At 53.5% G+C, this 24,140-nt stretch carries 33 protein-coding genes; 18 read left to right on the forward strand and 15 right to left on the reverse strand.

The annotated features are described in order from the left end of the window. Positions 1-93 precede the first annotated feature (93 nt). The 13 genes from ACA051_RS31555 (at position 94) to ACA051_RS31615 (ending at position 7,009) form a co-directional block, all read left to right on the forward strand. The gene (locus ACA051_RS31555; RefSeq protein WP_497376165.1) at positions 94-582 is read left to right on the forward strand and encodes a hypothetical protein; all 489 of its coding nucleotides are present in this window, start codon (positions 94-96) and stop codon (positions 580-582) included. Positions 583-781: 199 nt separating this feature from the next. After that, positions 782-1,930: a DNA cytosine methyltransferase gene (locus ACA051_RS31560; RefSeq protein WP_497376167.1), complete on the forward strand. Its 1,149-nt coding sequence runs from the start codon at positions 782-784 to the stop codon at positions 1,928-1,930. A 101-nt stretch (positions 1,931-2,031) separates the two neighbouring features. Continuing rightward, positions 2,032-2,274 (forward strand): PapB/FocB family fimbrial expression transcriptional regulator, encoded by a 243-nt coding sequence (locus tag ACA051_RS31565; protein WP_497376169.1) that lies wholly within the window; start codon positions 2,032-2,034, stop codon positions 2,272-2,274. Positions 2,275-2,493: 219 nt separating this feature from the next. Continuing rightward, positions 2,494-2,826: a hypothetical protein gene (locus ACA051_RS31570; protein ID WP_497376171.1), complete on the forward strand. Its 333-nt coding sequence runs from the start codon at positions 2,494-2,496 to the stop codon at positions 2,824-2,826. Positions 2,827-3,178: 352 nt separating this feature from the next. Further along, positions 3,179-3,565 (forward strand): hypothetical protein, encoded by a 387-nt coding sequence (locus ACA051_RS31575; protein ID WP_497376173.1) that lies wholly within the window; start codon positions 3,179-3,181, stop codon positions 3,563-3,565. Positions 3,566-3,670: 105 nt separating this feature from the next. After that, positions 3,671-4,102 carry a hypothetical protein gene (locus tag ACA051_RS31580; protein WP_497376175.1) on the forward strand — a complete coding sequence of 144 codons (432 nt, stop codon included), beginning with the start codon at positions 3,671-3,673 and terminating at the stop codon, positions 4,100-4,102. A gap of 8 nt (positions 4,103-4,110) precedes the next feature. Further along, positions 4,111-4,326: a hypothetical protein gene (locus ACA051_RS31585; RefSeq protein ID WP_497376177.1), complete on the forward strand. Its 216-nt coding sequence runs from the start codon at positions 4,111-4,113 to the stop codon at positions 4,324-4,326. Positions 4,327-4,435: 109 nt separating this feature from the next. Beyond that, positions 4,436-4,696 (forward strand): hypothetical protein, encoded by a 261-nt coding sequence (locus ACA051_RS31590; RefSeq protein WP_497376179.1) that lies wholly within the window; start codon positions 4,436-4,438, stop codon positions 4,694-4,696. A gap of 203 nt (positions 4,697-4,899) precedes the next feature. Continuing rightward, positions 4,900-5,106 carry a hypothetical protein gene (locus ACA051_RS31595; protein WP_497376181.1) on the forward strand — a complete coding sequence of 69 codons (207 nt, stop codon included), beginning with the start codon at positions 4,900-4,902 and terminating at the stop codon, positions 5,104-5,106. A 78-nt stretch (positions 5,107-5,184) separates the two neighbouring features. Then, on the forward strand, positions 5,185-5,862 hold the full coding sequence (locus ACA051_RS31600; RefSeq protein WP_497376183.1) for a prepilin peptidase: 678 nt from the start codon (positions 5,185-5,187) through the stop codon (positions 5,860-5,862). Positions 5,863-6,215: 353 nt separating this feature from the next. After that, positions 6,216-6,401 (forward strand): hypothetical protein, encoded by a 186-nt coding sequence (locus ACA051_RS31605; RefSeq protein ID WP_497376039.1) that lies wholly within the window; start codon positions 6,216-6,218, stop codon positions 6,399-6,401. Positions 6,402-6,456: 55 nt separating this feature from the next. Further along, positions 6,457-6,639 carry a hypothetical protein gene (locus ACA051_RS31610; protein ID WP_497376041.1) on the forward strand — a complete coding sequence of 61 codons (183 nt, stop codon included), beginning with the start codon at positions 6,457-6,459 and terminating at the stop codon, positions 6,637-6,639. A 67-nt stretch (positions 6,640-6,706) separates the two neighbouring features. After that, positions 6,707-7,009: a TrfB-related DNA-binding protein gene (locus ACA051_RS31615; protein WP_497376043.1), complete on the forward strand. Its 303-nt coding sequence runs from the start codon at positions 6,707-6,709 to the stop codon at positions 7,007-7,009. 48 nt (positions 7,010-7,057) lie between these two features. Here ACA051_RS31615 and ACA051_RS31620 read toward each other — a convergent pair whose 3' ends face one another. The 11 genes from ACA051_RS31620 to ACA051_RS31670 all read right to left on the reverse strand — a co-directional run bounded on the left by ACA051_RS31620 (position 7,058) and on the right by ACA051_RS31670 (position 19,031). Then, positions 7,058-8,206, reverse strand: a complete 1,149-nt coding sequence (locus ACA051_RS31620) for an Ig-like domain-containing protein (RefSeq protein WP_497376045.1) — start codon at positions 8,204-8,206, stop codon at positions 7,058-7,060. Between the two features lie 36 nt (positions 8,207-8,242). After that, positions 8,243-8,686: a lytic transglycosylase domain-containing protein gene (locus tag ACA051_RS31625; protein ID WP_497376047.1), complete on the reverse strand. Its 444-nt coding sequence runs from the start codon at positions 8,684-8,686 to the stop codon at positions 8,243-8,245. A 26-nt stretch (positions 8,687-8,712) separates the two neighbouring features. Continuing rightward, positions 8,713-9,960, reverse strand: a complete 1,248-nt coding sequence (locus ACA051_RS31630) for a pilus assembly FimT family protein (protein WP_497376049.1) — start codon at positions 9,958-9,960, stop codon at positions 8,713-8,715. A 49-nt stretch (positions 9,961-10,009) separates the two neighbouring features. Then, entirely contained in the window at positions 10,010-10,594 is a 585-nt protein-coding gene (locus tag ACA051_RS31635; RefSeq protein ID WP_497376051.1) for a type 4 pilus major pilin, read from the reverse strand. Positions 10,595-10,642: 48 nt separating this feature from the next. Next, positions 10,643-11,806, reverse strand: coding sequence for a hypothetical protein (locus ACA051_RS31640; RefSeq protein ID WP_497376053.1), 1,164 nt, complete (start codon positions 11,804-11,806; stop codon positions 10,643-10,645). Continuing rightward, positions 11,803-13,572, reverse strand: a complete 1,770-nt coding sequence (locus tag ACA051_RS31645; protein WP_497376055.1) for an ATPase, T2SS/T4P/T4SS family — start codon at positions 13,570-13,572, stop codon at positions 11,803-11,805. Before ACA051_RS31645 ends, ACA051_RS31640 begins: the two co-directional genes overlap by 4 nt. 9 nt (positions 13,573-13,581) lie before the next feature. Continuing rightward, positions 13,582-14,097 carry a hypothetical protein gene (locus ACA051_RS31650; RefSeq protein ID WP_497376057.1) on the reverse strand — a complete coding sequence of 172 codons (516 nt, stop codon included), beginning with the start codon at positions 14,095-14,097 and terminating at the stop codon, positions 13,582-13,584. After that, on the reverse strand, positions 14,087-15,403 hold the full coding sequence (locus tag ACA051_RS31655) for a type IV pilus inner membrane component PilO (protein ID WP_497376059.1): 1,317 nt from the start codon (positions 15,401-15,403) through the stop codon (positions 14,087-14,089). The genes ACA051_RS31650 and ACA051_RS31655 overlap by 11 nt, the downstream gene beginning before the upstream one ends. A 2-nt stretch (positions 15,404-15,405) precedes the next feature. Further along, positions 15,406-17,124, reverse strand: coding sequence for a hypothetical protein (locus ACA051_RS31660; RefSeq protein ID WP_497376061.1), 1,719 nt, complete (start codon positions 17,122-17,124; stop codon positions 15,406-15,408). Positions 17,125-17,136: 12 nt separating this feature from the next. Then, on the reverse strand, positions 17,137-18,183 hold the full coding sequence (locus ACA051_RS31665; RefSeq protein ID WP_497376063.1) for a TcpQ domain-containing protein: 1,047 nt from the start codon (positions 18,181-18,183) through the stop codon (positions 17,137-17,139). 122 nt (positions 18,184-18,305) lie between these two features. Further along, entirely contained in the window at positions 18,306-19,031 is a 726-nt protein-coding gene (locus ACA051_RS31670; RefSeq protein WP_497376065.1) for a SprT-like domain-containing protein, read from the reverse strand. 521 nt (positions 19,032-19,552) lie between these two features. Between ACA051_RS31670 and ACA051_RS31675 the strand changes: the two genes are divergently transcribed. The 5 genes from ACA051_RS31675 (at position 19,553) to ACA051_RS31695 (ending at position 21,497) form a co-directional block, all read left to right on the forward strand. Further along, positions 19,553-19,711, forward strand: coding sequence for a hypothetical protein (locus tag ACA051_RS31675; protein ID WP_497376067.1), 159 nt, complete (start codon positions 19,553-19,555; stop codon positions 19,709-19,711). A 63-nt stretch (positions 19,712-19,774) separates the two neighbouring features. Next, a complete protein-coding gene (locus ACA051_RS31680) occupies positions 19,775-20,389 on the forward strand; it encodes a recombinase family protein (protein ID WP_497376069.1) in 615 nt (204 codons plus the stop codon). Between the two features lie 176 nt (positions 20,390-20,565). Beyond that, positions 20,566-20,823 carry a hypothetical protein gene (locus tag ACA051_RS31685; RefSeq protein ID WP_497376071.1) on the forward strand — a complete coding sequence of 86 codons (258 nt, stop codon included), beginning with the start codon at positions 20,566-20,568 and terminating at the stop codon, positions 20,821-20,823. A 214-nt stretch (positions 20,824-21,037) separates the two neighbouring features. After that, positions 21,038-21,172, forward strand: a complete 135-nt coding sequence (locus tag ACA051_RS31690; protein ID WP_497376073.1) for a hypothetical protein — start codon at positions 21,038-21,040, stop codon at positions 21,170-21,172. Between the two features lie 76 nt (positions 21,173-21,248). Beyond that, positions 21,249-21,497, forward strand: a complete 249-nt coding sequence (locus tag ACA051_RS31695) for a hypothetical protein (RefSeq protein ID WP_497376075.1) — start codon at positions 21,249-21,251, stop codon at positions 21,495-21,497. A 57-nt stretch (positions 21,498-21,554) separates the two neighbouring features. Here the strand turns inward: ACA051_RS31695 and ACA051_RS31700 are convergent, their stop codons facing one another. From ACA051_RS31700 to ACA051_RS31715, 4 genes are all read right to left on the reverse strand, one after another. After that, positions 21,555-21,890, reverse strand: a complete 336-nt coding sequence (locus ACA051_RS31700) for a hypothetical protein (RefSeq protein ID WP_497376077.1) — start codon at positions 21,888-21,890, stop codon at positions 21,555-21,557. A gap of 15 nt (positions 21,891-21,905) precedes the next feature. Further along, positions 21,906-22,160 (reverse strand): hypothetical protein, encoded by a 255-nt coding sequence (locus ACA051_RS31705; RefSeq protein ID WP_497376079.1) that lies wholly within the window; start codon positions 22,158-22,160, stop codon positions 21,906-21,908. Between the two features lie 108 nt (positions 22,161-22,268). Beyond that, positions 22,269-23,687, reverse strand: coding sequence for a TraB/TrbI/VirB10 family type IV secretion system protein (locus ACA051_RS31710; protein ID WP_497376081.1), 1,419 nt, complete (start codon positions 23,685-23,687; stop codon positions 22,269-22,271). Beyond that, positions 23,684-24,139, reverse strand: a complete 456-nt coding sequence (locus ACA051_RS31715; RefSeq protein WP_497376083.1) for a conjugal transfer lipoprotein TrbH — start codon at positions 24,137-24,139, stop codon at positions 23,684-23,686. The genes ACA051_RS31710 and ACA051_RS31715 overlap by 4 nt, the downstream gene beginning before the upstream one ends. Position 24,140: the final 1 nt, after the last annotated feature.

Consider the following 24,140-nt stretch of genomic DNA (forward strand, 5'->3'; position numbering starts at 1 on the left):
GATCGACCAGCACCACCACAAACCCCGGCCTAAAAAACCGGGGCTAGGTCAGTGAGGGTTGCCCAACGCACCCGTAATACCTATGAGGAATCTATGAAAGCAGTTGTGTTTACGATGTTGACTCTGGCGGCGGCGACGGCCTCGGCTGAAACCATCAATATCACCTCCGAGCTTACTCGGCATGGTGAGATTGTGAGCAACTTTTCAGCGGGTGTGCAGAACGGTAAGCAACAGGATTTTCGCGATGTGTCCGTGGTGGAATACACGGACTCGGCAACTGTACAGGGTGGCGTGGTGAAGCGTCACAAAGCGAAGCTGGAAACCGGTTTTCAAATGTCGCTTTTGCCCCGCGTAAGCAGCACTGGTGACATCATCTATCGGTTAGCCGCCAGTAATACAACGCTTGAAAAGATGGGAAAATCACCAGGAGGCGATGCCGCAATTGATTTGCCTCACACGGTAAGCGACAGCTTTGTCCAATCGCGAATCGTTAAAAGCGGTGAAGCGGCGCAGTTTCCCTTTGGTGCAAATGGCTCCGATGACGGGTACGTGTTGACGGTTACTGCAACACGGCAAAAATAGTTCGTCCTGTAATTGAAGCAAAAAAGGCCGGGGCGATCCCGGCCTTTTTTTGTCGATAAAAATGTGATTAATTTACGGTTTACCGTAAATATCTCTTGTGTGTTTTATGGTTTACCGTAAAATGTATTTTATTGAAGCGAGGCATCTTCGCTAGTAAAAATCCACCATTTCGCGCCTGCGAATTCGACGGAAAACCCGAATGAGTCAGAAAGCATTGCAGCCCCAGGTAGTGAGTTACGCACCTGAACATGCCGCCGTTGGGGTGGATGATCGAGAGCTTGACGAAATTGTTGCGGCCTTTGCTGAAGCCCATGAGCGTATGGGAGCGGCAGAGGAACGCACTCACCACCTGTTCGATTCGCCGCTGGCCTCTGAAGTGGTTCGCCTCAACGACAAAGCGTCGGTTTACCACAAGGCCCATGGTTGGATGACCCCAGCCGAAGCCCGTGAGCGCATCGAGGCGTGGAAGCGACACGCGGCAGCTCAAGGCGACCTCCGAAACAACAGCGATAAAGTCGTGCTGTCGTTTTTCGATAAGTCCGGGGCTTGGTCCCGGCCGTGGGAAGAAGCGGGATACCAAGTCTATCGTTTCGACATCCAAGACAACCCCGAAACGGGTGATGTAAATCTGTTCGGCGCCGGTTTTTTTGGTGAATGGTTTGGTGACTTCGACGGGCTGGATATTTACGCGATTCTAGCCGCCTGCCCATGCACGGATTTTGCCGTGTCCGGTGCCCGTCACTTTGCCGCTAAGGATAGCGACGGACGTACTGTTGCGTCGGTCGAACTGGTTCACCAGACCTTGCGAGCAATCGAGTATTTCAGGCCCGTTATTTGGGCCATTGAAAACCCGGTCGGACGCATCGAAAAGTTGGGTGGATTGCCGCCATGGCGATTGGCGTTCGACCCGAACCATGTCGGTGAAACGTACACCAAGAAAACCCTTCTATGGGGACGGTTCAATGCTGATTTGCCAGTGGCTCCGGCAGAGCCCACAGAGGGTTCAAAGATGCACCGCATGTACGGCGGTAGCAGCCTTGCCACGAAGAACGCCCGTAGCGTGACCCCCGATGGTTTCGCCTATGCCTTCTTCATGGCCAACAATGCCGGTGACCATCCGCAGATTGCTGTTTCTGGAAAGTACGACCGGCTTTGCTCTCGCTTGTTGGGTGAAGCGGTCGCATGTGGTTTGTCGTCTCAAGAAATCGGCTGGCTGATTGATGATGCGTACTACATGGACTTGGACGACCACGGGGCCGAGCAGATTTTGCGGGATGAATTGACCGCTCGCGGTGTCACCCTGGCCAGCTATGCCGACGTAGGCGGACAGTTCGCTATGTGGCTCTAAAAATTACGTTATGCGAAGCTGGCGAGCGGTAGCCCCTTCAGTGGGGGCTAAGCCATTACCGGGCGCGCTAATCGCGCCTGAAATAGTTCGGAGAGTCATTGATGGGTGTTCACGATTTGGTGCCGGGCAGTGTCCCTGACGAGCAATTTGAGCTGCTGTTAGCTGGCACGGATATTAGGGGGCCGAAGGTCCGCGAAGCACTTCGGCAGCACCTTGTAAGCGGTGTGACACCAAAGGAAGCTTGTGAGCAGACAGGTGCGAATCGAGGCCAATTCTCGTTGCGTTTGAAAGGCATCGTCGATGAAAACGCGAGAGTGGTCAGCCTGCTTAAATTTTACGGTTAACCGTAAATAATTCTTTCTGCTTTATACGCTATACCGTACAATACACCTCATTGAATCGAACCAGTGAGGAACATCCGATGGAAAGCTTGCGTGATCGCTACAACATTTATGTTCAGTGTGCGTCCGACCTTGGTTGGCCGGTGAAGTCGTTCGACGAGTGGTTGAACTCCTAACTTCCCCTTGCCCGGCTCGCCGGGCATCCAGCACAAGGAAAAATAAATGACCATTTACACCGTCGAACAACGTCGGGAAGTGCCGCCAAATGAGGGGGTGCATGCTGGGAAAAAAGCGACCTATGTGAAGCTGGCCAGCGGATACGCAGCGTGGGGCTTTGCGGGTGATTGGGATGATGCAGAGCGTCAAGCTGTAGCGGTGGCAAAGTGCCTTGAGCCCCAGGCGGCCAAAGTCATCAGAAACACCGTGAACGGCCTCCTGATGAAAGCGGTTATGAAACAAAAAGGTTGGACAAAACAGGAAGCCGTTCAGCACGTCACAGACTGGCTGACCTCTGGTGCGAAGGTTTCCATTTTGGATTACCTGCAACCCCGTTGATAAGCACCTTGCTGCACCCCAAGCCCCGGCCCAAAAAACCGGGGCCGAGGCCGTGTAAGGGCGACCAAAACCAACGAACATGGCGAGGCAGCTATGGAAACTAGCCGACGCTTTTGGACGACAGGAGAGCTCAATATGCTCAAGTCTCTGTATCCGAATACGCCGATGGATGAGCTTGTGCGTTTACTGAATAGACCGGTTTCGGCGATTCAGGGCAAAGCCAAGGAGTTGCGCGTGAAACGGAGTGCCGAGTTTCTCGCGGGGGAACATAGCGGAAGGGTTCGAGCTGGCAACCAGCGCGGGTTAGCAACGCGCTTTCAGAAGACTTCGAGATAGTGGAAAAGTGAACCCCATGATAAAGATTCTTGCCGCGTCGGTCTTCTTTGTCTCGTTGGTAGCTCATGCCGCGTCAGTGCCGCTTGAGCCTGTCCGCGTACATTTGCTGACTGACAATCCTGATCCCGGCAAAGGAGATCAATTGGCCTTCGAGGGGCCAGCCGGGTGCGTCTTAGCTGGTTCGGTAAATGACGCAAGGTTGGTGGTCATCAACCGCAAGGTCTGCCCAAGTGGGACAACGAGCGTGACTATGGTTGTTCCTCTAGACAGGCTGGCCAGTTTCACCGAGGCGCAGGCGCAGAATAACAATGCGGCTCTTGAATGGCTCACCGAGTCGAGCCGGAACTACTACCTATTCCCGGTGGAAGCGGCAGGTAATGCCGGTATTAATCGGACACCCTGAATTATAGGAATTGTCGCCCAGGAACACCCAAGCCCAGCCCTAAAAACGCTGGGCCGAGGACGTAGAAAATACGGTTTTCACAGCTATCAACGGGATGCCATCGCTATGAACACATTGGAACAAACCATCGTCAATCAGGCGAAAAATCGGCTTGCAGTAGTGTCCGCTTATTACGGCCAAGGTGGAGTCTCCGAGGAAGATGCTCACAGCTTTACCACCGACACGGCGCAGCTCTTGGCACTGCTGGAAATTTGGCATATCTCGGGCAGTGGTTTGAGTGCCGAAGGAATCGCAGCTTTGGAGGCCGTTGAAGCTGATTATGCTGCGCTAGTGCGGTCGAACAGCGACCACGGCAACCACGCAGCGGTCGCGGCTATCGAATTTGCCCTCAAAACCGAAGACGGGATTCAATTTCTTCGCTGCTGGAACGAAGGAAACTTTGAAGCGATCCGCGATGAGTGGCCCGAGGCACCGGAGGAAGTTTTCATCGGGGCTGACACACTGCACAAGCCTTCAACAGTTCTTCCAGTCCTGTAGGAAAAACGATGTTCGAACGTGACGTTGAAGTGAAATTGCCGGTCATCGACGGCCCTTGTAAGGGGCAGCGAATGGCTCGACCAGGGGAGCAGTTCACCTTTGAAGTGGCTAGCGTTACAAGCAAGACGAAGGCTCAGGTCACCTACTGTTTACGCCGCCACCCGCTGCTTGGGCTGGTGTGGGCCATCCCTTCCAACAAAAGCGTTTCAACTCTGCAACGGTAGGAAAAGTAGCAATATTGGTAGAGCGTCCATTGCCCATTTTGCAATAGGTGTCAGGGATACAGTCAGTGGACGCTCTAACCAATACAGCTCTCACCAAGGAAATGCAATTGTGAATAAAGACAAGGATCAAAAAATGGAGCCGATGCCGATGGCATCAAAAACCATGAATTTCAGTTCTTTCACTGTTCTGGTCGTGCCACCGATTGCTCTGATGGGAACGTCTTTGCCGTTGTGGGGCATGGAGTCATCCCCTGTAGTTGACTTAGCGCGGCATGGTTCATTTGTCGTCAGCGTCTTATATGTCGTCGTTCAGATAGTGTTGATTGCGGTTCGTGGTCGGCCATTGTTTGTTAATAAACCCGATAAATAAACCGGATCGTCCGGGTTTTGGCCGCTTCCTCGGAGTCATCCGAAAAACAAATCTGTTGAAGGAAAATCACGCCAAGTGCACCAAAAGCCCCGCCGTCAAAACGTGGGGCCAAGTGCGTAGAAGGACGCCCCGTTGCTGCCGCCCTTTTGTTCGGTGCGGTTTTTGGGTTCGTAGCAGGGAACTGGAAAGCGGACGAGTCGAAGGTGCAGGCAGACTGGAAGGTGCAAGCAGAAAACTGGCAGGCATTCGCCCAGGAACTGAAAAAAACGGCAAGCGAGCAAGCTAAAGAAGATGCCACCTATGCCGCTCGTTGGCAGGCTGCGGCGAACAAGTCGTCAGAAGTTACCGAGCGTTGTTTCGCTTTGTTGGACAAAATTCAGGGGCCTGTGACGGGCACCAACCGGCCGTAGGAAAAGACCGCGACACTACATCTGGTGTCGCCGGCGGCTGCGATCGACACCAGATGTAGTGTTACAGAGGAAAAAGAAATGTGGTTTTTTGCATCTTTTGGTGTACTTGCCGGCTTGCTGGCTGGCTGCGTTGTTGCGATGGTCAGTATTCGACTTCCGCTGTCGTTACAGCGGGAATGGCGCGCAGATGCTCAGCAGTATCTAGATTTACCAGACGCGCCCGATCCGGCCATTAATGCAGCACCAAAATGGGAACTCTTGAAAGGCCCGCGCTTCCTGGCCATCGAATTTATCTGCGCAGCTATAGGCGGTGTGTTGTTCTGGCGTATGGGGTTGTCGCTTGAAGCGGTGGTATTTGCTGTGCTGTTTTGGGCGCTCATCACCGTCGCGGTAATCGATCTTGAGACTATGTACATCCCCGACGTGATTGTGCAGCCCCTCCTATGGGCGGGAATGCTTTTCTATGCGCTCACAGCGCCCGATCAGCTTCAATGGCATGTGTTGGGTGCCGCAGCAGGTTATTGCGCCTTGCGGTGGCTTCCAGTGGGGCAGGGCGATGCCAAACTTTGTGCCGTTGCAGGGGCTTGGGTCGGGCTCGACTCCCTGCTTACGTTCTTCACGATTGGCGCTGTACTTGGCGTGGTGGTCGGACTTGTCTACTACTACCAGCGGGGTAAGTCAGAGCCGTGCCCGTATGGCCCTTCCCTTGTTGCCGGTTTGCTCGCTACAGCGGGTATGCAACTGATGAATCTATAGCCTCAGTGCTGCAAGCAAATAGCCCGCTCGATGCGGGCTTTCTTTTGAGTCTTTCCGACATCTTGCGTAGATCACAGGCGGCGACACGGCATCTAGTGTTTCTGGCGCGCAAAAAAAAACCCGAGTGCGGTAGCACCCAGGTTTAAACAATGTAGGAAGAAACTGAGATAACCGCCTACAGGCCGCCGATTCTACATACTGGCGTGGTGCCACGCTATGGCGTCATAAAAATAATTAGTAAAAGTAGTAAATATATTTGTTTACCCTATTTACAGGTGTTCGGGCTTGCCATATCATAGGGCCATCAGCGACAGAAAGCGCTGAAATCCATAACCCGCACTGAGGTGACACACATGAAAACTTCTAAATCCCTGCTGGCAATCACCATCCTCGGCCTGGCTCTGCTGTCCTCTGTTGGTTGCACTGCTCGCCCTGTTACTGCCTCGCAAGCCTACGCCGCGGCTGATGACCTCGACCCGGCGAACAAGGTTGTTGCGACCGATCCGCGCAACAAAATGGCTGCCCACGGCATTAACTAAGCGAAGACCGGCAAACCCCTAAATTACTGGCTTTCCACTGAACATGGTGAATCGAATGAAAACTGCAAAATCCCTGTTGGCTTGCTCCCTTATCGGTCTGGTGATTCTGTCTTCGGCTGGCTGCTCTAACCGCCCAATCCCGAACTCAACGCTCTATGCCTACGGCGATGAGAAAGACCCGTCGAACAAGACCATCGCGACCGATCCGCGCAACAAGATGGCTGCCAAAGGGCGCTAATGCGCTAAAGTGGCTGAACTGCAAACCCCATCGTAGGATGGGGTTTTTTTATTTGCACGGTGACGTAATGGATAAAAACACGCGAATGACCGCCGATGAATTTCGGCTTGATATTCGACCTCGATTGTTCGGTTTCTCAGAAAAAGTCGTGACTTTGGCTGAGCTTTTTTTTGTCGCTGGGAAAACAATCACAGACGCTGGCAAGCATTGTGGTATGTCCAAGCAATCAGCCGGTCAGAATATCGGCCGTGTGCTGGCTGTACTGAACGATGTGCCGAAGGATTGGGTTTATTACGAGGGGTATATGCCGCCTGCTCTTGCGAAAGAGGTTCGGCAAAAGGTCGATGCTTTACTTCCGAAGGACATTTAAAAAAACCCGCTCGATAAGTGAGCGGGTTTTTATTTTCGTCCTTCGATCTTAATGATCTAGTCGAGCGTAAATGATTTTAGGTTGAACGCTTGCGGTTGCTGTTTGACCATTACTGTTGTAGGCAGTCAGAGTGAAAACTGCTGGCCCCAGGTTCGCATTGACCGGGTGATGGAATACGTTGGTTGCATTCCATTGTGTCGCTGTACCACTCCACCAGACAAATCCATCTTGAGTGGTAAGTGTGTAGCTTGTGGCGCCTGTAGCGGCCCACATGAAAATAGTGGTCGAGTAGATCGTATTACCACTGGTATTGACTTGGTATTCGTTGAACCGATCACCTCCAATACTGAACGAGGTCAATACAGGCGCTGTAGACGGTGGTGCGGTAAATGTCACGTTGGTGGCGGCATTCGCTGAAACTGCGGTTCGTGCATAAATGGTCGATAGACCTTGTGTGCCACTCGAAATGGCTGCCACCGCCACGCCGTTACCGTCTGTATACGAGATACCAGTATTTAAACCGCCCAATGTTGTTGCCCAGTAAACGGCTTGCCCGGCTGGCAAAATATTATTGTAGGCATCCCTTACCGTCGCGTAGAGGCCTGCGGCAGTCCAGTTAGCGGGTGCAGATGCAGGGCTCGGAACCAAACTGATTACGCGAGAGGTCGACGCGTCTGGAACGAGCGTTACGTTCGCGGCGGCGGCTCCCGCCGCAGCGGCGGCGGTGACAGTAGCCAAACCTGCCACAGTGCCACGCAGGGCAACGGACGTTTTACCGGAGGCATCAGTGACTGTCGAAGTGTTCGATAGCCATCCATTTGTGGTGCCCCAGCTTGTAGGAATCCCGAACCCCACCAAGTACCCGTCGCCATCTACGAGGGTGGCGGTCAATGTGCTTGCCGCAATGTTGTTGGCCAAGATCGAGGGCGGTGAAGCCGTCACACTGACTACCCTGGCAGTTTGCTTAACCCACTCAATATTGGAGCAGCCGTTTTGTGTGGGCTCCCATACTTCATGGCGCCCCGGATTACATCCGGTCCCACCCGGATTGATGTTGATGGCCATCCCAGGAATGTTGACGACGTGCTGAATGTCAGCGCTGTTTTCCTTCAATTGGGCTGCAAACACGGCGGCGCTGAAACTGAGCAGCAGTGCGCCGTAGCTGGTGGCCCTTGCGAGTCGGTGACAGATATTCATGTACTCGATCCATGTGTAAAGAGTTGAATGGAAGTGCTACGGGCGCTGTGCCAGCGCCTTGTTAACCTTGTCTGCGTAGATTTGCTGATTCTTCGGTGTAGGGGAGTTATACGCACCCACAGCGCGCCACGTGTTCCCGTGTTGTTGGATCGAGCGAGCCAGAATCCACGCACCGACATACGCCGAGGTACAGGTGTCCAGCAGATCGCTTTTCTTGATTCCGTGCTTGGCCAGGGTCGGCAACCACCAGTCATTGATTTGCATGAGGCCGGTGTCGCTTGTCCCATTGGTGTTATTCCCAACGGCCTTCGGGTTCATGTTGGACTCGACCTTGGCGATTGCGCGGAGCAGGCTCAAATCAACGTGATGGAGTGCCGCAGCCTTGGCCATGCAGGAATCCACTTCCACTTTGGTGTCGGCCAGCACTGGCCCACTCGCAAGCGAGAGGGCTATGAGAATTGTCCGAATCATTGTGTTCATCTGGCTCGCACCGTCCTGAAGGTGATTTAGAGATAGCGGCAACCTTGCATAACCAGCGCCCTGGCGTTTGCAAACGCTGGAGTAATCACCACTTTCGAGGCAACAATCGAGGCGCCCTGCGCAACCCGAATAGCGCTGCCCGGCCCGGAGGTCGTTGTACCGTTGAACGTCCCGCTGACAGAGACTGCTCCCGCGCTGCTGACATTACCTGTACCCGTGATCGCACCACCCAGCACACCAGTAATGGCAATATCAGAGCCGGTCATGGTTACGTCGGAATTCTGGAGCGAGATATAAGCGAAAGGCTGCATGCTCGCTCCAGGGCAAGATGGCGGAACTACCGTTTCGCCGTTGGCCATTGACTGGGAGGTAAGCAGAATGTGGTTGTTCAGCTCAAACCAGCGTCCCCCCGTGCAAATGACGTAAGAGCCACGGGTGCTGGTCCCGTAAACACCTTCGCCTGTACAGATTTGGCCAACCACAGAGTTCGTGGGCAAAAGCAGCCCCTCACCTGCGGACACTTGTTTACTGACCGTCAAACTGTCCTTTAGGAAGATGTGACGGGTATCGCCCTGACGCACGAACTGACTGAACATCGAGTCATTCAACGATGCCAGAACGGCGACATTGCCAGGGCTATTTGCAGGTAGTCCCAAAGTGGTTGCCGATATGTTGAATAGCGGCCCCCTCATCGTTGCCGGAACCAAGTAATTGGTCGCGCCATACCCTTCGGTGGCACCGAGTACCGAACCGACCATATTGGCGTCGAATTCCGTACCGGCGGGAGCGGCCGGGCAGATCGTGTTATTGACTGCACCGACTGGCTGCAAAGCGCTGATCGGCCAGCAGGTGTAGACATAAGCATCCAGCTTGCAGGTATCACCCGGACACACTCCAGAGCGCAAAATCTGTACGTGTACCGACCGACCGACCGGCGGGGTATCGGGGAAAGAATCGGACAACAGAACGGCGTCTTTGAGGTCTTTGACCGACAGAGTTTTTTGAGCCCCGGAGAACACAGCCCACGCAGGCGGAACCGGGTAAACACCCGGCGGGGCAGTGCTGGTATCAACCAAGGTGAATGCCGCGTCGTAGGTCGATAGCGCTTTGATAACCGCTGTACGGACAGTGATGAGATACCTGCCCGTCGATTCAGCGGCTGCCTCCTTGACGAACGTGGAGTATTTCTGTGCGCTCAACCCGGCCAAAAACAACAGAATCATAATCGCGATCATGACCTGGATCAGCGCGAATCCACGCTGACTTTTGCCCATGCGTGGGTGTCTCAGAGTTGGGTACGCCACGTTCGTCATTCCTTTGCGCTTAGTTACGGTTAACAGTGAAAACGAATTGGTTGTTGTCGCCATCAACGCAGCGGGTAGCCGCTGTACCAGCGATGTAGGCTTGCGTCACTACGTTGTTCGCGTCAGTTGCTTTAACCGCCGTGGCATTGATGGTGATGGCGTCGAAATTACGCTGGAGAGCTGCGGCCAAACCGGGGCAAGCAGAATCACTTACGTCATCGAAGGTCAGCGCGAAGGTGGCGCCGGTCGTTGAAATTGTCACCAAGCCAGCATCCCCACCGCCAAGACCGTGACGCACAACCGTAGAACCAGTGCCTTGGCCAGAAACAGCCCCGACTTCGAGACTGCTGCCTTTTACCGCACGGGCAAAAGAGGCTTGAGTCAAGCCGGTATACGGGGTGGTGCCTGCACCTTGCGACGACACTTTCACCCGCGAAACGAAACGCTGAATTTCTTCTGCAACAGAAGGAATCGCGCCCTCGACCAAGTAGCCCTTGACCTTCGGAATACCCCAGGCAGCCAAGATCAGCATAATCATGATGCCGATACCGATACCCAGGAGGTAGTTACCTTGTTGGCGTTTTGCTTGGTTAAAGGTTTTCATATTTTTGCAACTCCATTTTCCAAAATTAAGTTTTCGATGTAACTGAATTCAACCCAAGTACAACTGTAGGGAGCGTCTCAAATCATCAATTGCCGAGTAATGCCAAGCAAGCAAATAAGCGGACACAGCAAGCGACGAAAGTAACAACACCCATGCCACAACAAGGCTTTGAACGGTTATTCGCTTCAATACGCGATCTTTCAAGCGCTCTTTGACATACTGGAGCGCATCACTAAATCCCCTAGATTCGATCAAGTCAGAAATGTACCACTGCATGGTCTGATCCATAATGCCCGTGGTAAAAATCTCAGGTCCAACTTTACCGCGCCCTACGTATTCGAGGATTTTGTTTAAGTGATACTTTTTCCAACGAGAAGCACCATGAATTTGCATTATAAGTGCTGGTTTAAGATTAACAGCAGTATTATCGCTTTCACGCACCAAAGCCGCAAGCGTTGATAAGAATCTAATGCTTTGAAAGTCCCGATACAAACCCCAGACAAAGCCGTATTTATCAAGGTACTCACGCGGCTTGCCAGTTACATACGAAAGCGACCATGTAACCACAGAAACAATCGCTACTGCCGCCATCACAAGCATAACGGATGAGTCTTTAACAAAATCAGCAAGAGCAACTAATGACGCTGCTGATTTTGGGTATTCACTCAGCGGAAGCATTGAAAAAGCATCAACAATTTTTGGTACGGTGTAAGACGGCATTGCGATGAACATGCCAAGAGTCATTGACAAGCAAACAAGGCCCGCGAGCGTTGTAAATAGCATAATCATTCGCGCTTTCGACATCAAAGCACTGTTCTCTGACAAATCACGAAGTGCATTTTCCAATGCTCGCTCACCACCATTACGCAACAGCGTGTGGAGAACTGCGACATCATCCGATGGCAATGTACCTGCAAAGGTTAGTTGAAGGCTGCCACCACCTGCTCTGTACTGTTTTGCCCAATGTAGCGAAAGCTTGCCGCGTGCTGAATTCCCGTATCGCTCAACGTCGCTCATGAAAATATCGACAAGCGACTTGCGACCACGGGTTCCCGAAATTGTGTCAGCCAGGAACATATAGTAGTCCGAACGCTTGCCAGCAAAAATAATCGAAGCGATCTTTGCGTCAGTAGTCATGCCCGCAATGGTGTGACTACGCAGCCATTGAGTCGCTTTGAACGTCCACCGTTCAACAAGGCTACTGAGTTTCATGCTACAGGCTTCCGCTTATCCATGATTCGCTCGAACGTATCGAACGCCATCGTTTTTTGTTCGATGTCTCGCGGATCAATAAGCCCAAGCGTAGCTTTATACATGGCGCATTCCATGATTGACTTATTCGTCATATCTGGATCATCAATTGGAGTCCTGTCGAGTGACTCGCAATATTCTTGAAGGCCAAGTGTATCGTTTTGACGGATATGCCGTAACATTTCGCGGTCAACTTGTGGTTCCAGCATCGACGCAACAGCCGTGCGACCTTTGTAGCCATTCAACTGAGGCAAGTCCGAGCGTTTGCAAGAATCACAACCTTCATCACATTTGATCCGAAGGTGCGAACTATCAATTTTAAATAGCCGCTCGATGCGTTCGATGTATTCGGCCCAATACATTTCATCATGATAGATGCCGCGACGATCCATCCCACCTGTTTTGCCAAGACTAGATAACGGCTTCGCGCAATCTTTGCACAGAACTGGCATAAGCGCCTGATAGACCAACAAGTTCAAAATTCCCGGCGACGCAAGAAAATCCACAGGGATTCCAATTGCTTTGGATGCCAGCCGCTCAGGTATTTGAACATTCGATTTTGCGTGGACAGTGCAATAAAGGTTTGTGCCCGACCCTGTAATGTCGACAACTGCATCACCCGTCTGTGTATCACGGATTTCACCCAGCAAAATGTCGTTCGCCGCAGAGCGTTTAAGTGTCTTTAGCTTCGAGGTAAAGGCGTTTTCATCCGAGCCATCGAGCGAGCGCACCACAGTGTTTTGTAGCGCCCTGCGATTCATATATTCCACAGGGTCTTCAATGGTAATGATCTTCCTATGGTCAGGAATCATCTCGATCAGTTCGGCCAGGGCTGTCGATTTACCAGAGTTAACAACCCCAGCAATCACAATTGCACCACCTTCAGCCGTTTGAGCCCGCAAAAACATTGCAATCTGAGTTGGCAGAAAGCCTTGAGACTCCAGCGTCCTACGCTCAGTCGCTTGGTCCAGCTTCAACAGCCGCAATGTGACGGAAACGCCGCGATCCGCTGCCATCGATGCCCAGCGGCACATAATCCGCTGGCCGCCGATCCTCAGCACCAAACGACATTGGGCTTCAGTATTTGGAGAAAACACCGCTGAGCCACCGCCTGCCCCTTTCTGCCAAGCGACGTTAATTAGTTCCTCCAGGCGTACAGTGTCCATACGCCATTGCGGAGGCGCTGTGTACTGGCCTTCAATTGTGAAATGAATCTGCGATTGAGGCTCGCCGTCTTCGACGTTTAGATGCACGTCGGAAGCACCGTTATCAATGCCGTAACGGATGATGTCCGTAAAGGTGGCGAAGTGGCCGGAAGTATCATCGTCCGCCGCAACCTCAATAACGTCATATCCTTCGCGCTGACTGTGAGCGAGCAACAAGTACGGTGTAACTTTAACAACGCGCACTTCGCCCTTACGAGCGCCTGCATCAACGCACTTAGCTTTGACCGAATCAATAAGATCGCTTTTGGCATAATCCGGCAAGGCCAGAATAACCCACTGTCCATCCAAAGTTTGGATAGGGCAGATTTTGCTGCCGAGCTTTTCACCAACAATTTCGGTACGTCTTTGTGCGACCGGCGAGCCCAAATATTTAAGCAAGTCCGGTTTTGTGTTTAGAACGATGTTGCTGTCGTCGTTCTGCGCGTCTGCCAATTCTGCAAATTCTACAGTTGCGGCCTGACCTTGAACTAAGCTACTGAAAGATAAAGTAGCACTACTCATATCAATCTCCTACAGGCCCGATTTGCTAAGGCAAATATTATGTTCAGTCTTGTTCGCTTCTGCGATCTTGACGCACGGAACATTGATAGAAACAAGTCGATACGGATAATCAGCACTGGCACCAAGTGGGGCCGATTGGCCACGTTTGAATCGAACCCGTGAATTATCAATAGCCACGTCTGCAAGCAAGTTGTCGCCTAGGCCAAAAATCCCTAGAACTTCCATGCGAACAGGAACAACCACCGGTTTAGGAGGCTCGACTTCTGGCGTAGCTGTACTGCCATTGACGTTAGCGTTGCCTGGAACACCACCAAGTATCGGCGCCCCACCAAGGCGACCTTGGGCCTCAGCAAGCATTTTTTGTTCAGTCAAAATTGCTCGTTCCGCATCAATCCGCAGCATTTCATTAACAGATTGCGCTGCGTCACCAACAGAGTTTGCGGCCCCAATTTCGTTGGCGTTCACGGCAAAACAAAGCAATGAAGAAAAAGCAAATGCGATCAGCTTTACGGAATTAGCGTACATAGATTTCCCCAGTCAATTTGGCTGTATAAATGCTGTCACGAAGGGAAGGAACCGACCCGTGACTACCAACCACAAATCGCAACTGTTTGATTACGGTTTCATTAATCAACGGTAAAACAGCCATAGTCCGCAGCGGGCCTTCCATTTCAAACGTCTGAACGCTTGGCAACTCAATACCCGCCGTATTTGCATCTGGATACGGCACCGGCACAAGTTCTTCGCCCTGGCCTCTGTTGATATAAACCTGAGGCTCTGGAACTGCAACAGCAGTCGGCGATGCTAGAGTGACCTTCTTAAAGGCAGGAAGAATCTGTTGCAACGAACTGATATACACCAAACTGAAATCAGAAATCTTCTGAATACTGGCCCTGTTGATACTCTTTCGCTCAACATTGACTGACCAGCTTCCTATAGCGGCCGTCAGGCCGTCCCATGTTGCAGTCCATCCTTTCGGCATATTTTGTATAAAGCTGAGGTTGGTTGCGTTCACACCTGCCTCATAGCGAGCCGAACAGCTCCACCCGTTTGGTGCGCGCGTGCAACTTGCTTCGGACTGGCTCCAACCACCTATTTTCATTGGGGTTTTACCAAGTTCGACGTAAAGATTTATTAGGCCAGAGCGCCCATCCGGCTTTACTGCTGTTGCCCACTGATTTAGTGCGTTCGTCCACTCGGCATGTGCATCGACATACTGCGATGTATCAAGGGCACGCGCCTGTCTGATTTTATACTTTTTGTACTGGGTCCACGACGTATCAAAAACCATGAGTAGCACAAGAAATACCACGAAGATTTTTACAGGCTTCGGGATTTTCTGTAGCGCATTCCTTACTGGTACGAGTTGTGACTTCGAGTTCAAATACTGAAGTGTTTCAAACTCGCCTTTGATGACTACAGCGTTAGCATGACGCCGTTTAACATCGGCAATAAGCTCTTGCGCTTCGGCGTGCGATAACAGGGTGTCGGTATCACGAACTACTACACCATCATGCGCAGCTACAACCCACACTCGGCCATCGAGCATTTCTTGAGTGGTTATCAAAACACCACTTTGATGCGCTTGAGCAAATACGGCGGCTGCCGAATAGAAGTTCCTGCCTTTATCCTCTTGTTTGTCTGCCGGTAACTTTATGGTGCCGACCGCCGCTGAATGCTCACCAGCCGCGACATAGTGGGTTGCCTTGTTCGAGACGGCAAACTTCTCAGACTGGCCAGCCAGATTGGAGCCGATCAATGGCTTCCAGGCTATGCCGCCAAAAACAATGGACGTCTCTTTATTCGCGTCGATAATAATCGCGTTAATCATGGTTACTTCTCTCGTACCAACGCAGTTAGTACAAAGACCGTGACGCGTTCCGTCTTGTCAGCGATGTCGGAGCCACCCAACAGTATCGGCGCGTTGCGATCAGTTCGGCGTTCGTTGTAGGTGTCGTTGTTCGCGGTAGTAGCGCTGACCACGTAGGGTTGTCCGCTACGCACAATGGCCGAGCGCACCAAAACATCGCTGACCGACTTTGGCGACTGAACAAAGCTACCGTCCGTTCCCACTGGCTGTTTTTCAAAAATCGGCGTTGGGGTGTTGTCGTACTTGATGGCCAGATTGATATCGCCGTCAGAGTACGCATACGGCAATACGGTGATGATTCGCCCCGACACTTCTTGAGCCTGAGTGACTGTCACTGTTGGCTGACTCGCATCCGAGTTACTGGCTGTTTGCTCCAGCTTGTCGATGTACTTCTGACGCTCCGGGCGTCCCGACGTAGCGGGCATGCCGTTGACCGCACCGAAGGTATCCATCTTGCGGCCCACGATCTTGCCGACCTTGCTCAGTGCCTGCGCGCTGACCGATGAGCCTGCCCACTGACCCGACCCGACCGACGCGCCCAGCGACATCGCAGCGCCTTCTTGGTCGAGCAAGGAATTCAACCCGTCAACGTTTATGCCATTGCTAGAGCCGCCACTGCTAAACATCAAATTCCAGTTGAGCGCCGCTTGAGAGCTGCTTGTACGCTCGACGGTGATTTCTTCAAACACAAAGTCGACGCGGCGCGAGCGCATCTTGTTTTCTTGGTTGATGAACTTCTCGATTTGGTCCAATGAAGACTTGATGTCTGTGACCACCAGCAGCCCACCGGCACCCGCTGCGACCTTGCCCGAGCGGGACATAAATTGCGTTACGCGCTCGACCAGCCCTGCCATTGGGCCGTCCTTGACTTCTGGAATGTCAAGAGAGGCTTTAGATTTGCTGTTCAGGCCGCTAGTGCCGGAGTTATCAACGCCTCCAGCGAGATCGATCGACATCGCCGAGCTGGCCGCCATTTCGGCACCGCGGATTTCAAACATCCGGGTTTCTGTTCTGTAAAAGACAATTGCTGCAAGGTTGTCGTCCCACTTCCAATACACATTCAAGCGCATTGCGGCGGAGTCCAGGGTGGTAGCCAAAAGCTGATTGCCGGCCTGCCCCGCGATGCTACTTTTGGCTACGGGAACTTGTGCCGTGCTGACCGGCACAGGGGCATTCGGGAAGGCTCCAGCAACAGGCAGTGGCGAACTTAGCGCAACCGGGTTCGTGCTTACCGTCGTTGGTGCACCAAAGCCCACGGAAGCGCCTTGGCCCGGTCTGCTGTCTAAGCGTGGGCCGAAATCTTCCATCGGCAACAGCGCATCCGGCATGACTTTTACAGGGATGCCCGTTGCATCAGTGATGCGCGCTGCCAATGTGATGAGGTCCGCGTCATCTTTAAACAGCAGTGTGGTGTTAACAGTGCCACGCAGCGGTGCGGGCAAAGTCACTTCCCGAGCCAGCGGAATCGCTTTGCCGGTGATGTACGGTCGATTGACGTCTTGAGCTGCGCGCCTGGCATCGAGCGTCAGCGACTTCATATTTCGCGCAACCTGATCTTTTGTCGCGCTCCCGACGTCTTCCTCAAGACCGTCAATGTCTCTCTTGTCTTGATAGGTTGAGCAACCAGAAGCCAGTGCCACCGCAATAGCGAGGACGGCAGGAAGAACATTGAGTTTTTTCACAGAAGATTCCATTCAGCGGGCACTCATCTGGTCGCACACTTGGTTAATGGGCACCACTCGCACAACACGGTTTTGGTAGAAGCACGGTTGCGATGGGGTATCACTCAGTTCCGTTGCCGCTATGAGTTGACGTACAGCGGATTTGAAGTCACCCGAAAACGTGGCGCTGGCCGTAACAGGAATGTCCATCGGCAACGTCCAGTACTCAGGTTCAAACGTCCAACCGGCGCGCAGGGTCCAGTTTTTGAGGGCTTCGCGAATCGTCTTGTCCTGCGGTGAAACCGTCCACGTTGGGATCGGCGGCGGCAGAGGTTTTGGGGGCACGGCAATCGGAGGGGCGGCAACGACTGATGCAGGAGCAACCGGCGAGACGCTGGCAATTGGTTTGGTGAAGCCTTCGGCCTGAACAGTTGGTGGTGTCGGAGCTGATTGCACTACAACAGCACCACCCAAGACAGGCTTGGCGGGAGGTACAACCGGAGTGGCCGCCTCCTTCTGTTGCGCCTGCACAGGCACGGGTTTGATGGGCGGCAAAATCAGCCCCTTCGAGCCGGTTCCGGTCTTCACCAGACGCTCGATGGTCACGCTGCCTTTTTTGGTGCCGCTGTAAACCAGTTCGGCGCTATCGAATAGCCCATCGACTATCAAGCGATCAGGGTCTTTGAAAAGCTTGACGGTCGAGTTTAAGTATTTCTGCACCCCCTCAATTTGTAACGTCGGCGGCTTGTCATCCGAGGTCTTAGCAAACTCGATAGTGGTCGTGATCGAGTTGTTGTAAACCCGCAACGGCTTGAGCGATGGATCGCCGCTGAAGCGATAACGAAAGTCAAGATCGCTGACGTTCGCGTTCGCTCCGGGCAGCATCCCGAGCTTCATTTGCGCCGATTGGGCCGCAATACAGGCATTCGGGATGATGATCGCCAGGGCAATCGAAAGCATCAACAAGGGACACTTTCCGAAGCTCTTGATCGGGCCGATTGCGGAGGGAGATACGCCTAAAAAATCATGTTTGTGGCTGAGGAATTCAGCCGGTGGATTTATGGCTGTTAGAGTGTTCATTCAGTACCTTTGCCATCACAGGTGGCCACTATCGTTCCGGTTAGAGGCGATGATAGTCTTTAGGCTATAAATGATGCAAGCGGAAAGGCGCTGAAGAAACAAAAATAGTAGCGAAACAGTAGCTATGTGCCTGCAAACTCGAATCGGGCAGCTTTGCACCCCTCAGAACCGCACAACAAGCTAAGCCCCGGCTTTCCCCAAACCTGAACCTTGCAGCACGGACAACGGTATTTGTCGCGGTTTGAGCGGCCGCCCGTTGCAGGCGTAAGCATCCCGGCCAGCTCGCTGTCTTCTCCGTCTTCGCCGCCTTCCATACCATTCAAAATCGCGGTGACTCTCGTTTGCGCAGGCGTCACCCGGTCGAGCCAAGAAATCCGAAAATCAGTCGTCAGCAACTCGGCCGTGGCGAGAAGGAACAGGCCGCCTTCTATCGCATAATCAGCCATCTTTTCGCCGGTTTTAGCGCCGCCCGGCTGGCCGGTGCTGGACGGCATCAGGCCGATGGCTTCCATCTTTTCGGCCCACTCTTTGTTGTGGTAGCCGCGTCGCCCAGGTTCGCCAAAATGGAACTGCCACGCATGAGCCATTTCGTGAACGATGGTTTGCAGAATCTCTAAAAGCGGGACGACACCAAAATATGAGGGGTTGAGTGCGATTTCATCGGTAGAACTCTTGTCTTGCCGGTGAATGAACCGGCGCGATGAGAAGTAGCCGTAAGTACGCTTTTCGCGCTGCATAGTGATTAAGCAAGGCGGCAACTGACCATCGAAAAGAGCCTTGTTGTAGTGGTCGAATGCGGCTTGCAACTCGGCATACGCCTGCCCGGTCGGGTTCAGCGTGGCGGTCATAGACACCCCTTCATTTTGCCTTTCCTTTGTTTTTGGATTGCACAATCCAAATTATAGACAGTGGACTATATTGACTGCAAGCCGTCCCTGTCCGTCAAACGACCGTTAAGCGGTCATTGCGATATTGTCCGGCAAACAACACTTGCAGACGTTTGACGGACAGATTAGAATAACGGACAGAAGGCGGACAGTTTCGGCGAGTCGCACGCATTAGAGGTCAGTTTCAGTGCGGACACGCGAAGACCTTCGACCGGCCAGCCTGAGCCGCTGGCCACTTCCAGAAATCCAGAGGGAAGCACAATGCCAAAACCCAGGAATGGAGAGGCAGATGGGGCAGATGGGGAGTCAAGCGATGGGGGTAGCAGTGAGGCGGAGAGGAATCGGGAGCTAAATACCAGTTTGCCTTGGTGTCTCGCACTCATCAGAGCATTGAAGCCACTTGATTCGCAGAGTTCTAAAGCGCCGAGCCAAGGGTGCAACCAAGGCCCGGCAGTGAACACAACAACATTTGGAGAGCCGTCATGTCCGAGCGAGAAATTACCACAGTAATGAGCCTGACCAAAACTCAGATTGCTAATCCGCGTTTTCGGCGGCTGCTTCTGGAGTACGCGGGGGATCTGGCCCCGCCATGTGTCGCGGAAGCGCTGATGAAGATGCTGCGCCCCGCTAAACGCGCTTAACGGCGCAGAACCGTAGCAACCGGCGCCGCCCAGCGCGGCGTCATTACCATAGAGGCTTGATTGATGCGCGACCCCAAAGACCCTGGCACGCTCGACATAGGCATAACCACTTTGATTGGCTATGCCCGTGTCTCGACGACCGATCAGAGTGTAGCTATGCAGGTTGATGCGCTGGAAAAAGCCGGGTGTCTCCGCGTGTTCACCGACGTGGCCAGCGGCGCGAAAGCAAACCGACCGGGCCTTGATGAAGCCCTGTCTTACCTGCGCGAAGGTGACACGCTAGTGGTCTGGAAAATCGACCGGCTTGGCCGCTCGCTTTCCCATTTGGTGCAAACCGTTGATGACTTGCGTGATCGAGGCGTTTCGTTCCGATCCTTGAACGATGCCGGTATCGACACGACCACACGCAATGGCAAGTTGCTGTTCAATTTGTTCGGCACCTTGGCCGAATTCGAGCGCGATTTGATCAAAGAAAGAACCAAAGCAGGCATAGAATCAGCAGCGGCGCGTGGCCGTCACGGGGGCCGCAGGCCGGTAATAACACCGGCTAAGCTGGCAAAAGCACAACAACTAATGAGCAAAGGCTTGACCGTCCGTGAGGCGGCCGCCGCAATCAAGGTCGGGAAAACGGCCTTGTACGCCGCTCTGAGCGGATCGAGCGACAAAGACAAGGCGTAGGTGGCCGCTGGCCTTCTCCGTTCGTTTGAGCCTGTTTTTTGGCAAGTGTAGCGACCGCGCAGTCATTGCAACGCTTGCAGCGTCCGCCACTACGTTTCGGCCCTTCGGGTGCAACAACCGCTTTGCAGTCGCTCTATCACTGGCCAACAGGCACCAAATAACGAACGGAGATCACCATGAACTACACCACCCTTTACACCGCAGTGACCATCGCCCGAACCATCACTCTCAAAGTCGCCAAAGTGCTTGTTTTCATCCTCGGCCTGCAATTCGCAATCCTCTACCTGCTGGCCAGCGTCTCAGACGCATCGCTTACAAGCCTCATCAGTCCAGCGCTGCGCGTGCTTGTCGTCGTTGCCGTCGTCATTCTGGCCCCACGGGTTTTCGATGCCGCCCTTCGGCGGATCGTGCAGGCGAGCCGTAACGCAGGATGAACCCGATGACCACTAGCACCAAAGGAATGACCGATGGGCGCTCAGCACCTGAACCGGAAGAGTTCAAGGCGGTACACCCAGGAACGCAACAGCCCCTTGAATGGAGCTAAACCCATAGAAGAGGCGCGGTTTTCGCGGCCACAACGAGAAGGCTACGATGATAAGAATCAGTTTGGACCTATCCGAAGCCACGAAGGCAGAGTACGACACCTACATGGCTTCGCGACTCCGGCATTACGTGGTCGAAGAATTGGCATCCGATTTGTTCGGCTGCGAGGTGCTGGTCGATGGGCCGCATTGTCCGCACAGCGTTGAAAGAGTCGATTCGCTTGATGTGGAACCGAAATAGGAAATGCCGCAACACAACATCTTGTGTTGCCGGCAGCAGCGATCGACACCATATGTAGTGGTAGAGGGAAAAACGCATGAACAGAAGCAAGCTCAGCAAAGGTCCGCTCTATGTCGTTGGTTTAGCTAGTGTGGTAATGGTTTGCATGTTGGGCTGGGTTGTGTTCAAACCAGCGCCCTCAACGATGTGCATTGAAGGTTTTTCGTATGTCCGCAAAGACTTTCCGGGCGGCGCCCATTTGCTTACGCCTGAACTAAAGCCCAGGTCATCCGAGCCTGATGATGGAACAGCAAAACTGAATTACCCAGTTCGCTGCGGTGACTAACTGAACCATACGCGCATAAAAAAGGCCGGTAGTCCGGCCTTTTTGCTGCTCCTATTTCTACCCTGCGGGCATCTGGCGGGCAGCAGTTTGGTGCGCCGTCTCGCCGTGTAGATCGTAGTAGTCGTAGTTTTTCCACGCCTCGCAAAGCTCCGGTGCAAGCCCCGTTACCTCCGTCATGAACGTCACACAGTCGGCATCGTTGAAAACTGCCAAACCTGAATTGCGCTTAATGAAATGTGGGTAAGCCTTCTGATCCGCGTCCACAACCTCCACAGACAAAACATCAGCTACGATCCCGGCCAAACTCAGGTAGCGCCAATGAGCCATATGCAAGGCTTGCAACTGGTATGAGTCGGCCGTATCCAATACGGTCGAGATTTCTTCCGGCGTCATCACAACCTCCTACGGTTAATTGTCTACCGGCATATCGCCGGGGTCTTCCTCATCAAAAAGAGACGGGCCGGGTACATCGTCGCGATACTCGAAGTAGTACCCGAAATCATCGTCATTGCATCCCCCTTTGATGTCGCCTGCTTTGAGCTTTGCCAGCACCGTTTCAAGCAGGCCGATCACACTTTCACGGCTGCTGTGCTGGGTGCCTTGAAGCTGGATATACACCTGTTTGAAGGGCTGCGCGTGTGCGAGCCATGCCTTGTTGGTCATACCGTTTTTACCTTCCTGCAGGACGCCCCGGAACAACTAGGAGGCATTGAGTTTCTACCAATGAGCCGTGTAAAAATGGCGGCCTGCTGGCCGCCATTTGATTGAACCTCACTCGCACGCCTTGTTGTTGGCCCCGGCCATCGGGTGCCCTTCCCAGGTCGGCAAAAGAATGTCCTTCGTCACCATGATGTTGAATTGGTAGCCGTTCCTGATTTCCAGAGTCGGCTGAATGTTCATGTTCCTCTGAGCCATCTGCATACCAATCTGGCCCATCTGCTGGCCAAGCGCTCCGGCGATAATTTGCGAACTGTTGGTGTTTTCCTTGCCGCTTGCCTGCGGCTGGGACAGTTGAATACCGGCGGAAAAAATCGACAACATTGCCCCGGCGCCGAAGATTTTCACATAGTGGTTGTTTACTTGGTCATAGAACCCGGCATAACCGCCTTGATCGGCGCCCGGCATTTTGTCTATCGAGATAGACGAACCATCGGGGTAGATGATGCGTTGCCACGCGGCTAAAGCTCGCGTCTGACCCAGTGTTACACCGCTGTCGTAAGTGCCCACCAGTCGCGAACCTGGAGGAATCAAACATTGAGTGCCCGTCGCGCTGTCATAGACCGCCTCGCGCACTTGCCCAATGATTTGCCCCGGCAAGTCGGAGTTCAAGCCCCCAATCATCGTGCCCGGAATGACCCACCCAGCTTTAATCTCTTGCGACGGCGCAATGGCCGCTTTTTTCTGTTGAGCTAAATACGTGCTGGCTTCGGCCGTGCCCGATAAAAATGCTCTTTTCTGATCCTGCCGATTCTCGGCCGCCATGCTTGGAACACCGCCCATGCCATCCATGCCACCTGCACCGGAACCGCCCCCCATACCGGATGGGCCAGCGCTGGCAAGGTATTGCTGCATCAAATCTTGAGGGTTCAAACGATTCGCGGTTGCTGGCCCTCCGGGCTGTTGTACGCCGCTCGGGTTGCCTTTCGTAAACTCTTCTACCGCTAGATCGGCGTACAGCGCTTCATCGGCCTTGGCTAGCTTTCTGTCCTCAAGCTGTTGAATTTGTCGCAAGCGGCGTGTCATTGCCTCGGACAGTGGCACGGGCTGGCTGGAGTTGTTCGACGAATTACGCTCCGTTGGGACCGATCCCGGCGTGTTTTGCTCAGGCACCTGCCCAGGTTCAGTTTCTGTGGGTGCGACATAAGTCGGTTCGGGAAGCGCTGGAGGACGCACAGGAGGCGTGGCGGTTGTCGTTACCTTAGGCGGCTCCAGCGGTGTTGCCTTGGCGACGTTGGCCGCCTGCCGGGCGAAAAATGTGTAAGTTATCCCGGCCACGGCGAGCAAGATCAAGACAGCCACCACAACGAGAGGGAGACGGTTTAGACGGCGAACCCCCTTCCCCCTTTTTGGTGCCGCCAAGAAGTCTGGTGACTCTCCGCCGTCTTCCTCATCGCGTGGATTTTTTTGTGTTTCATGCACATCAGCATCATCAAGCGGCAAATCAAGGTCTTTGTCCTGTCGCTGGCTCATTTGGCCCCCCTCACCATAAACGGTGCACCGTTCGACAGCAGCTTGCCTCCCGCGCTACGCGGGTAGTAGCGCGTGGACTCGACACCCTGATATTGCAAACGGAGTACCACACCGCTTTCAAACGGCGATGCGAGATAGCGCAGTAGCGTGCCCTGCCCCGCAGCGACTCCCGTTTTTGGATCGACCACCAACACGCCATAGCCACGGCCACGGAATGAAAGCTCGTACAGCGACGACAGTGCGTCATGCTTGCCGCTTAATGGCGGGTCGAGGATGAGGGTTGTGCGCGCTGGTGGCAGTGAATCGGCAAGGTAAGCCACCGAATCAGCTGCCAAGACTTGTGCATCAGCCGCTGTCAATTCCGGGGCCACATACGATGTGGTAGGCCGTGACACCGCGCATCCGCTCAACAGAATCGCAACAGCCAACGGCAGGAATTTGCGATGGCTCATA

This window comes from Pseudomonas sp. LBUM1669, from assembly GCF_059695705.1.